The sequence below is a fragment of the Janthinobacterium sp. GW821-FHT03C08 genome, assembly GCF_059420905.1.
The window spans coordinates 1-11,764 of the sequence record NZ_JBWKUP010000037.1; the positions used below are offsets into that span (position 1 = coordinate 1).

General features: G+C 54.3%; 4 protein-coding genes. All 4 read right to left on the minus strand.

Going from position 1 to position 11,764, the window contains the following annotated elements; translation table 11 throughout:
* Positions 1-6,449 (minus strand): amino acid adenylation domain-containing protein (locus AC07VL_RS27755; RefSeq protein ID WP_494808710.1); only part of this gene is annotated, 6,449 nt, incomplete at its 3' end.
* Positions 6,450-6,599: 150 nt separating this feature from the next.
* Complete coding sequence (locus tag AC07VL_RS27760) at positions 6,600-7,370, minus strand: thioesterase II family protein (RefSeq protein ID WP_494808713.1); 771 nt, start codon at positions 7,368-7,370, stop codon at positions 6,600-6,602.
* A 111-nt stretch (positions 7,371-7,481) separates the two neighbouring features.
* Positions 7,482-8,417: a cupin-like domain-containing protein gene (locus AC07VL_RS27765; RefSeq protein WP_494808711.1), complete on the minus strand. Its 936-nt coding sequence runs from the start codon at positions 8,415-8,417 to the stop codon at positions 7,482-7,484.
* A gap of 101 nt (positions 8,418-8,518) precedes the next feature.
* Positions 8,519-11,764, minus strand: a complete 3,246-nt coding sequence (locus AC07VL_RS27770; RefSeq protein ID WP_494808712.1) for a non-ribosomal peptide synthetase — start codon at positions 11,762-11,764, stop codon at positions 8,519-8,521.

An 11,764-nucleotide genomic window follows, 5' to 3' on the forward strand; every position in this document is an offset into this window, starting at 1 on the left:
CCACCGAGCGCAAAGAAATTATCTTGCCGGCCGATGCGCTCAATGCCCAGGATCTGCTGCCACAACTGGCAGACGTAACGCTCCATCGCCGTCTCCGGGGCGATGAAGGCGGCCTGCACGGTCGCCAGCGCCAGATTCAGCAAGGCCTGACGATCCACCTTGCCGTTCGGCGTGAGCGGCAATTGCGGCAGCAGCACAAAGCTCGACGGCATCATGTAGACAGGCAAGCAGGCGTGCAAGTACGTAAACAGGCGCGCAAACAACGCCGCCTCATCGCACTCTGCCGTCCGCCCTTCCACATATGCCACCAGCCGCTTCTCGCCATCGACGTCCTTGGCCAACACCACCGCATCGCGCAAGTCCGCATGACGGCTCAGAGCCGCCTCGATCTCGCCCAGCTCGATACGGTAGCCGCGAATCTTGACCTGATGATCGATACGCCCCAGGAATGCCAGGTTGCCATCCGCCTGCCATCGCACTAGATCACCTGTTCGATATAACAAAGCACTGCTGGAGGGATCGGCCGGGTCATGGAAAGGATTTTGCACGAATTTCTCGGCCGTCAATGTGGGCTGATTCAAGTACCCTCTTGCCACGCCGGCACCACCAATATAAAGTTCACCCACAACTCCGATAGGCACAAGAGTCTTGCCGGCACTTAAGACATACGCCTTGGTATTGTCCAGCGGACGCCCTATCGAACCTGACAGGTCCGTCATCGGGGCAAACGTCGAGTCGACAGTGCACTCGGTCGGCCCATACGTATTCAGCAAGCAGGGGTGCCCCGGAGAATTATATTTCATCCATTCGGCAATCATTGTACTGCTCACCTGCTCGCCCCCCATGCTGATATGACGCACGCTTGCAGCCACCGCCACGTGGCTTTCCTTGGCCAATGTATGCCAATATGCGGTAGGTAGATCGAGCACGGTTACGTGATGCCTCGCGCAACACTCCCAGAAGTGCTGCGTCGATTGCAGCCAGTGCTCGGCACGCAATATGAGGCAGGCTCCACTGACCAAGGTACTGAAGATATCTTCCACAGACATGTCAAAATTGACGGTCGCAAATTGCAGGAAACAGTCATGCGACGTCAGGCCATAGCGACGCTGGACTGCTCGCGCCAGGTTCACCAAATTTGCATGTGAAATCATCACCCCTTTGGGATTTCCTGTCGAACCAGAGGTGTAAATGACATACGCGAGGTGACGAGACGCCAATCCTATTTCTCGCGGCACAACATTTTGCACTTTCTGCAAACCGATTTCACGGTGAACGGCCGCGTCATCGATGCACAAGACTTGCTCGTCATCGAGCGGTATCCTATGGCGCAGGTGACTCTGGATTAGAACGGTCTTCAACTGTGCGTCTTGGATCATGTATGCAAGCCTGTCGGCCGGATAATCCGGATCAAGCGGGACATAGGCACCACCTGCCTTCTGAATCGCCAGGATACCGATGATCATTTCCAACGAGCGCTCGATGCAGATGCCGACCAGGGTATCTGGCGTCACGTGCCTGGCGCCTTTCAAGTAATGCGCAAGCTGGTTCGCTCTGTCATTGAGGTCGCGGTAACTCAATTGTTCATCTTCATACACCAGTGCGGTGGATTCTGGTTGCAACAGAACCTGCTCCTCAAACAGTTCGTGCACGCATCGATCCTTGGCGAAGGCGACCATCTCTCCGCTCGATATGGTCAGCAACTGCTGGCGTTCGGACTCACTCAGCATATTGGCCTTGAAGACGCTCTGATCGGGTTCACTGACAAGAGACTTGAGCAGCTCCTCAAAGTTAGCCACCATTCTGCTGATTGTCGATGGCAGAAATAGATCAACGTTATATTCCCAGTACAGGAGCAGGCCCTGTGGTCCTTCTACGGCCGATAGCAACAAATCGAACTTGGCAACGGATTGATGCCCCTCCACCGCAGTCAGGCGCAAACCGGGTAAGTCGAGTTCTCCATGCTCGTTATTTTGCAAGATCAGCATCACCTGAAACAAAGCACTATGGCTAAGACTACGCTGTGGTTGCAAACGATCAATGATCATTTCGACCGGCACTTGCTGGTAGGCATAAGCATCGAGCAAGGTCGACTTGCTTTGCGCCACTAACTCGGTAAAGGTGCAATCCTGCGACAGGTCGGTACGCAAAATAAGGTTATTCAGGAAAAACCCGATCAATCCGGCGATCTCGGCATGTTCTCGATTGGCGATGGGACTGCCAACGACAATATCTGTCTCATTGCTGCTACGTGCAAGGAAAACGGAAAAGGCCGCATGCAAACCCATGAATAGCGTTGCCGCGTTACGTTGACACAACGTTTTCAGCCTGGCCGTCACGTCGACATCCAGTGTGCTCTGGATGCTATCGCCCGCAAAGGTTTGCCGGGCAGGACGGGGGAAATCCAGCGGCAAACTATGAACCGTAGGCAAATCAGCCAATTGCCTGACCCAATAATCCAATTGCTTCGTCGATATGTCGCTTTGCAGTTCGCTGCGCTGCCAATGCGCATAGTCTGAATACTGGATGGCCAACGGCGGCAATGGATTCGGCTGTCCCTGGCTATACGCGCTATAAAGTGCGCTGAACTCCTTGATCAGAATCCCCATGGACCAGCCATCCGAGGCAATATGATGCATGTTAGCCATGAAAATATGACTATCAGCAGCCAGTTTAAGCAGTTGAACCCGCAACATCAGGTCTTTGCTGAGATCGAATGCCGTGTCGGCGTCCTGCGCCACGCGCCGGATCACCTCCGCGTCGCGTTCGATTTGCGGAAGCGTCGACAAGTCAACGCAAGGAACAGTTATCACAGGTGCTTCCTGGATGACCTGCATGGCTTGGCCCTGCAAACTGGTTGCAAAACAGGTACGCAGGCTTTCATGGCGTGCAAACAAACTCGTCAGTGCCTGGTTGACTGCTGCGTAATCCAGGTCACCGCTCAAGGTCAGAGCGAATGGCATGTTGTAATGGACACTGCCATCCTCAATCTGGTCCAGTACCCATAATCGCTGCTGAGAATAGGAGGCAAGCAAGTTCTTCTCGCCCGTCACTGGCACTAGTGACGAATCCCCTGCACTACCTGTCATTTCAGTCAGGTGCTGCGCCAGCGCGGCAACCGTCGGCGCCTCGAACATGGTGCGTAATGGCAAGGCCTTCCCAAACGTGACGCGCACCCGGGAAACGACCTGCGTTGCCAATAAAGAATGTCCGCCGCGATGGAAGAAGTTGTCATGAATGCCAACCTGCGGCACCTGCAATACGTCCGCCAGGATCTGCGCAAGAGCCGTCTCTATTGAATTACTCGGCGGACAAAATGCAACGCTACTGATACGCTCTGGCGCCGGCAGAGCGCGCTTGTCGATCTTGCCATTCGACGTCAGCGGCATGGCTGCCAAGGCGACCCAATCGGACGGCAGCATGTAGTCTGGCAAGACCAATGCCAACGCCGCGCGCAGAGCATCGACGGAGATAGCGTCTTTGCTCGCGTCCGTGACAAAGTAAGCCGCCAGCCGTTTTTCTCCTGGCAAGCCATCCTCGCGCGCCAGGACTACGGCTTCGCTGACCATCGGCAGAGCGACAAGTGCCGACTCGATCTCGCCGGGTTCGATGCGAAAGCCGCGTATTTTGACTTGATCGTCGTTTCGTCCAAGAAACTCAATTTGCCCATCGGCCAGGTAACGGGCCAGGTCCCCCGAGCGATACATACGCGCTCCGGGCCGCGTACTGAAAGGATTCGCTACGAAGCGCTCGGCCGTTAGACCAGGCCGCCCAAGATATCCGCGCGCCAACCCCGCCCCGGCGATATACAGTTCGCCGCGTATTCCCGGCGGTACTGGTTGCAATTGCTCATCGAGGATATAAGTTTCCGTGTTGGCGATAGGACGGCCCAAGGGTACAGAAGTAGTCAGCCGCGTGTCGCGTGTCAGGGCATTGCAAGTGGTGATCGTGCTCACTTCGGTGGGTCCATAACAATTGCTCAGGCGGGTATTGGGCGCACCTTCGGTGAAAAGCCGTACATGTGTCATAGAAAGGGCTTCGCCACCTGTCAACACATGCCGCACCGACGCCAGGCTCGCAAGTTGATGCTCCACCATCTGGTGGAATAACGCAGTGGTCAAGAAAAGCATGTCCAGGCGCGCGGCGATGATCGCGTTCCCGAGCTCTTCATTCGATAGGCGTCCCGGAGGCATCAGCACCAGGCATCCGGCGTTGAGCAAGGCACTCCAGATTTCAAACGTAGCGGCATCAAACGTAACAGGCGCATACTGAAGCACCCTTTCGCCGACGTCCAGGCTGTAATAAGCGTTGTTGCATAGCAAGCGCACAACATTCTGGTGCGATAACAGTGTCCCTTTCGGTTTTCCAGTCGAACCCGATGTGTAAAAAACACATGCAAGATGACCGGGCAAGGCACGCGGTGCAGGGTTGGCAGCCACCAAGGCCGGGCACACGCAATCGGTCTCCAAACAAAAAACAGGTATGCAGGCATCTGTATTTGCAGCCGAGATTGATGCCAGCAATGAATGCTGTGTCAGCAGCAACGCCGGCCTAGCATCATTTAACATATAGGCTAGGCGTTCCGTCGGCATGGCCGCATCAAGCGGCAAATAGGCGCCGCCGGCCTTCAATATTCCCAGCATGGCCGCCAGCATATCAAACGACCGTTCCACACACAGGCCTACCAGCGTTTCAGGAGCAAACGATACTTGGCGCAAGCGATGTGCCACGTCGTTGGCACGGCCGTTTAATGCGGCGTAGCTCATGGTCACGCCATTTATTTCAGCCGCGCTCGCCTCGGGATGGCGCATGACTTGTTGCTCGAACAAGGCATGAAGGCTGCTACCATCGGGATAACTGGTGGCGCTTGCGTTCCACACATGTAGCACCTTGTCCCGCTCATCCTCGGAAAGCAGTGACAAGCTGTCCAAGCGCTGTGCGGGAGCACGCACTGCGGCGTTGAGCAGGCGCGAAAAATGCGTGGCCATATGTGCCATTGTCGCCGCCGTAAACAGAGCGGTGTTATATTCAAATCGGCAATGCAGGCCCTGCGCGTGAGGGCGGATATACAGCGTGATGTCGCTGTTGTGCGGATGCGCCCCGGCATGCACGGCAGCAATATTGAACGATACGCCCCCTGCATCGGCATCGTCCGGGAGCGCCTCCGAAATCACCAAGGCAAGTTGAAACAAGGGGCTGTGGCTGTCACTGCGCTCGGGCTTCAAATGCTCAGCAAGAAGCGCAAATGGAATATGTTGGTTAGCGTAGGCCGACTCCAGCACACCTTTGCTGTGCGCCAATAATGCGTGGAAGTCCAGCGTGCACGAAACCTTGCTGCGCAAGACGAGGTGATCTGTCAATGGACCCACGACCGCATCGAACCCGCGATCTTTCCTATGTTCAATACCGATGACAACATCCGTTTCATTGCTATACCGCGCGAGCAAGGCGGCAAACACGGCATGTATGCCTATTGTTAAATCCGCCCCTACGCTATCACACACGCGGAGTAACAAATCCCTGCTCTCTTCCGCAAGCAATATATCGACGGAATCAACCGCCAGTCGCGCAACTGAGGGACGTGCAAAGTCCAACGGCACCCCATGTGCGAGTGGCAACGACGCGAGCTGGGTATGCCAGAATGCCAGTTGCTGATCCAATAAGTCGCCAGGCAACGGCGGCGGCGACGTGACATGGCCGGACTGCAGCGTGTGGGCGCCGACAGTTGCCAGCGCCTCGCCGCTGGCGATAGCTTGATAGCTCTGCCGCAACTCCTCCGCCAAAGTCAGGATCGCATGCTCATCCACGACCATGCGATGCGCCTTCATCAGAAAAATATGCCGTTGTGGCGCTTCCTGTATCAAGACCGTTCGCAACTGACTTTCCACCGACGACAAGGGTAGTGGACGGCCGACGGCATCCGCGATAATTGCACGCAATTGTGTCGTACGCTCGCCAGCGGCCACCGTGCGCAGGTCTTTGTACACCATGTTGCAGGGAGCATCATGCTGAGCGATACCAAGCGCCTGTCCATCCGGACCCGTGACGAAACTGGTGCGCAGGATGGTATGGCGATGTACCAGATCGCGCAACGCATGCTTCAACACATCAACATCCAGTTCACCGGTCAACTCCAGTGTTACGCTGACTGCTGGGGAGAGTGTGGGACTCATCTCGTTCAGCAACCACAAGCGCTGTTGCAGCGGCGAAACGGGAACGTTCAAGCCAAGAGGAAGGGCAACAGCAGGCGCAGAGGAAAGGCGGCGGTGGTTTTGCTGCGCCAGTTGCTCTTCACGCTCCAAATACTCCATCAATTGCTGTTTATTCTCCTTGATCAGGAGGATAGCGACATCGTCAAAACTACCGTTACGGGCCGTAGCCTTAATTTTCCCATCCTTGATCGATACATCGATGCCCCGCTCAACTAAAGCTGACAGTATTTTTTGCATGAACTTTTTCCATATCATCTAGAGGTATTTGGCACATTGCCGCCAGGTCATAGAACCCCGGCACTTGCCATCGTTGCGCTCGAATCACACGCTGCTAAGTTACGCTCAGCTGCAGCGCCACATGCCAAAGCGTCAGCAATCCATGGATTGTTACTGTTGCATAAGGAGAATATGCTGGCGTTGTAAGTGGGGAAGGATTGTGGCATCGATGTGCGCCACCACTTCGGTTTGTGCAGCGTGAATAAAGAAATGGTCGCCATCGAACCAGTGGACCTGACATTGCTGGCTCGTTTCAAATTGCCAATCAGTAAGCTCGTCCTCTGCAATGTCGGTATCGCTGCGCCCCGCCAAAACGGAAATAGGCAACGGCAAGCACCCGCCCGGATGGTAATGATAGGTTTCCAGCAAATTGAAGTCGGAGCGGATACTGGGCAACAAAAAATCCATCAATTCGCGATTATTTAATACTTCCAGGGGCGTGCCGTTGTAATCGCGCAACAAATCGATAAAGGCGTCATCCGAAAGATTTTTCGTTTGATCCGGGGCATGTCTGCGGGGGGCGCCGCAACCGGAAACCAAAAGATGCACAGGCAGCGTCATCTTTCGTACCTGGAGGTATCTTGCCAGTTCAAACGCGATGATGCCGCCAAGGCTGTGCCCAAAAAAAGCAAAGGGCACGTTACTTCTCCCTGCTATCACAGGAAGTAATTCCTCGACAATCTGCGCAATGGATGTCGACAAATCTTCATGCATGCGTACGCCACGCCCAGGAAGTTGGATGGCACACACCTCAATTGATGAATCCAGTTCATCTTGCCAAGGAAGATAGCTAATGGCATTACCACCCGCATAACAGAAACAAAACAAACGAAACCGGGGTTGTATTTTACTCTGGCCGACAATCCATGGCGTAACAGACATTTTCACCCAACACTCTCCAAGTCTAATTATTCAATACGCTGAATTCTCAACATACATTGCAAAATTCAGCGTTACCGGCATTCTTTCCCTCGTCTAGCACTGGGAAACCAATCACCATTTTTCTTTCGAAAATTTCCTGGCAATCGAGCTGCATGAGATCATCAGCAAGGTAGAGAAAACCAAGATGCAGCGCGATAGAATTGGCATGTCCATCCGGCTCGCGTCTCGGACAAATTCTCTGGTAACGGGTTCGTTCCATGCACCCAGCCGCCTTAACGGCGTTCTGAAACATTGTGCAAGGGTCACCCCAAACTGGGTATCCGCAGGATCGACCCCATGCCACCAGAAAGGAGGAATGTAAATGGCATCGCCGGCGTCCAATACCGCTTCGTACTTGGTCAGTACCTTGTCACGGGGAAAAAAACTATCCCGGCATGCCATGTGATGCAAATTTGTCTTGATGGGCACTGAGAAATCCTGCCAGTTTTCATCATCGAGTCGGAATAGCGAAAACCGCTTACTACCAAGCAGCTGCGTCGTCACCGTCTCATCGATGGGATGATAATGCCATTCCGTGGAAGCATTTTTATAAACGAATAATCGCTTCCCGGGATATCCCCTGGGCCTGCGTATATATTTTTCCCCCATAAAAGGAAAGCCCCCCAGATCCTGCGCCCACTTTTCAGGTACGGAGATCGGAGCCAAAGAAAAGGTCTTTCCCTCATCGGCGCGGCGAATTTCTTCAATACATGCATGCAATTTACGTGTGCTAAGTCCATTTCGCAGCAAAGGTTCGCTGGGCATGGGATTGAAATTAAGCGACATCCGTACATTTTCATCTGCACATAGACCTTCAAGATAGCCGGGCATTTTCCATTGTGCGATAGCTGGCCATGTTGCAGCCGCATTTTTTATTACCACTGGAATATGTTTGCAAACATATTCGTTCCAAAAAACATCTTCAGTCAGGGATCCCGCATCCACCACCGTCAATGCCTGCACGCTACCAGGTACCAGTCCTATCACCTTCACCACGTCTGCATTCATATTTTCACATACGGTCAAGTTTAAAATCGCATCGCCGTCCACCCTCGCTATGCCGCGGAGACAAGATAATTCACCCGGACGAAAATAACCCGGGTGGCAATTCAAAATTCCATGCTTTGCAACTGATCTTGCGGTATCGCCAGCATATCCTCAGCCAGTTTCTTCCTGCCCAACAAGAAATCAATAATGTAACCAATAGAAGATATATTTGAATTTTCAAATATTTCCTTGACGCCAATCTTAACACCGAAGTTTGTCTCGATTGCAGAACTTAGTTTCATCACCGATAGCGAATCGCCTCCTAGGCTGAAAAAGCTGCTATCCCGCCCTATCTCATCCGTATTCATCGACAATAGTTGCGACCAGATGGCAGCCAGTTCTTTCTCGCTATCTGTTTTTGGCGCGATATAATCTTCCTGCATGGTCGTGCTATCGGGCAGCGGCAATGCGCGTTTGTCCAGCTTCCCGTTCGGCGTCAAAGGCAGCGTCGCCAATAATAAATACCGGTTAGGTATCATGTAGTCTGGCAACAATGTTTGTAAATATGAGCGGAATAAGTTATCAAAGTCGATTCCTTCATGCCCGACATCCTGTACGTACTCCGCTCTTGCCACAAAATAAGCCACAAGATGCCTTTCCCCGGAACTATCCGGCTGCGCCATGACCGCCACTGCCTTAATCAGGGGGTGTCTAGCCAGGTGACTCTCTATTTCGCCTAATTCGATCCTGAAGCCACGAATCTTCACTTGATCGTCGATACGTCCAAGATACTCAAGGCCACCATCTGGCAGATACCGCACCAAATCACCCGTCTTGTACAGGCGCTGGCGGACGACTACGCCATCAGGCAAGGGCAGATTTGCATGGACAAACCGTTCCGCCGTCAGGTCAGGGCGGTGCAGATAGCCACGGGCCAGGCCTTGGCCGCCGATATACAGCTCTCCCGGCACGCCCCGGGGCGCCGGTTTTAGGCAGGCATCCAGTACATAGGCGTCGGTGTTGGCGATAGGACGGCCGATGGAAGGCTTGCCCTCCCCCTTGCCCAGCCGGCGGAGGGTAGACCATACCGTGGTTTCGGTCGGCCCATACATATTCCACACCTCTGAAGTTCGATCCAGCAGTTCTTCCGCCAGTTTCTCCGCCAATGCTTCGCCACCGCAAAGCACCTTGAGGTCGCGCTCCATAAGCGGCCAAGGGCGGCCAAGCAATGCCCGCCAGGCAGCAGGTGTTGCCTGCATAAATGTCACCTTTTCCTTGACGATGAGGTCCAGCAACAAAGCGGTGTCCTGAACCACCTCGCGATGAGGTAAAACAAGACGCGCGCCGACACTTAAAGGCAGGAAAATTTCTAATCCAGCAATATCAAAGGAAATGGATGTCACGCTCAGCAGAACGTCATCCCCCTCAATGCCAGGCTGGTCCTGCATCGCGAGGATAAAATTCCGGAACGCGGCATGAGACACTTCCACCCCCTTGGGCGTGCCTGTCGAGCCAGATGTGTACAGTACATAAGCCAGATGTGCCAGCGAATGACTTACATGGCGCAGCGGGTTGCTGTCTGAATATAGCGATAGTGAAGCAATAAACTGATCGCCATTTGCACTGAGAATCTGTAGCCTGGGCTTATCCTTTGCCATGATCGTGACTTGTGGCAACAGTGAGTCTTGCGTCAGCAACAGTCTCATCTGGCTGTGTCCGATCATGTATTCCAATCTAACGGCAGGAAAACCGGGGTCCAGAGGAACATACGCGCCGCCCGCCTTGAGGATGGCCAGCAAGGACACGATCATGTCCACGCCGCGCTCCAGACATACGCCCACGAGCGTGTCCGGTCCGACACCTTTTGCTATCAGGTATTTGGCAAGGAGGTTGGCACGGGTATTCAACTGAGCATAGCTCAGCCTTTCATCGGCATGTACGAGAGCAATGCGGTGCGGCGTCAGCAAGACTTGCGCCTCGAACAAGCCATGCACATCCGGTTGGCCTGTGCGATCAAGCAGCACTCCTCGCGATGCATCAAGCGTGCTTTCCTGTTCCGCAGCCGGCACCACGGAGATCCCCGCCAATGCTTGATCAAGGCTATTTTGCAAGGCCCCAACAATTTCTCTGAGCGCTTGCTCCACATATGCCAGCACGGCGCCGGCATCGACACTGTGGTCGACCTGTATCTCGAGCACAAAACGCTGAAGTTGATCGCTCACGGATAGGCTGAGCGGATAGTTGCTGCGCTCCTGCCCCCCGACGATCTCGATTGCATGGTCTCCACGAACATCAACGGGCGGCTGGACGTCAACACTCTCCGAACCAATCGCTTGCCGATAATTAATAATGGCACTGAACAACGGCGCACCACCAGGCAAGGCCGTGCAGCGCTGCGCCAAGGTGAGCGAGGCCTGCTCATATGGCAACAGAGATTTCAAGGCGGCATCTGTCTGCGCCACCAACTGCGCAGTACTCATTCCTTCCAGCTGCAATCTGACGGGCAAGGTATTGATAAACATACCTAGCATATTCTGTGCACCGCGCGTACCCTGCAAGCGCCCGGAAAGTACCGTCCCAAATACAATGTCGGTTCTGCCGCTACACGCGCCAAGCACCAATGCCCAGGCCGCATGGAACAAGGCTGCCGCACTGACATGCCGCTGTCTGGCCACAGAACGGATTTGCCCGGTAAATATCTCGTCAAGTGACGTCTTCCGTTCAACGATACTTGAACCGTCGCCATGCACGCCGGACAGGCCGAAAGGAGAAGTAATCTCGTCAACATCGCCAAGCGTCTTGCTGAAGAACGATGCGGCGTCGTTATATTGTGCCTGATGCAAGGCGTGAGCGACAAATTCGCGATAAGGGACGGGCTCGATCAAATGCCCGACCTGCCCTCCCATCAATGCCTCCACCTCGGAGAACAGCATTTTCAGGGAAGTGAAATCATCGATCAAATGATGGATCTGGCACAGCGCATATTGCCTTTCCGACTGTGTATCCTGCGCCACGCTCACGTGCAGGAGCGGCGCCTGGGCCAGATCCATCGACTGCGGATGCGCCAGGTAGGCACCGAGCTGGGTTTCGATATCCCCCCCGGGCGCCAGCACTAAAGGCTTGACTTGTAAACAGGCCTGGCGATACACCACCTGCACCGGCACCGAAACCTGCTGCGCCATCACCGCCGTACGCAGCACATCGTGACGGTCGACCACTGCCTGCAAGGCGGCCAGGAAAACATCCAGGCGCTGCGCATCCGCCACCTTCAGCAGCATCGAAACGATATACGGGTCGTTTTTCTGCGCCATCAGGTGATGGAACAAGATACCTTCCTGCAACGGCGCCAGCGGATAGATGTCCTGGAT

Excerpts from the sequence above, each read along its gene's own strand:
- AC07VL_RS27760 (WP_494808713.1), bottom strand. The coding sequence starts at position 7,370 with ATGTCTGTTACGCCATGGATTGTCGGCCAGAGTAAAATACAACCCCGG.
- AC07VL_RS27765 (WP_494808711.1), bottom strand. The coding sequence starts at position 8,417 with ATGAATGCAGACGTGGTGAAGGTGATAGGACTGGTACCTGGTAGCGTG.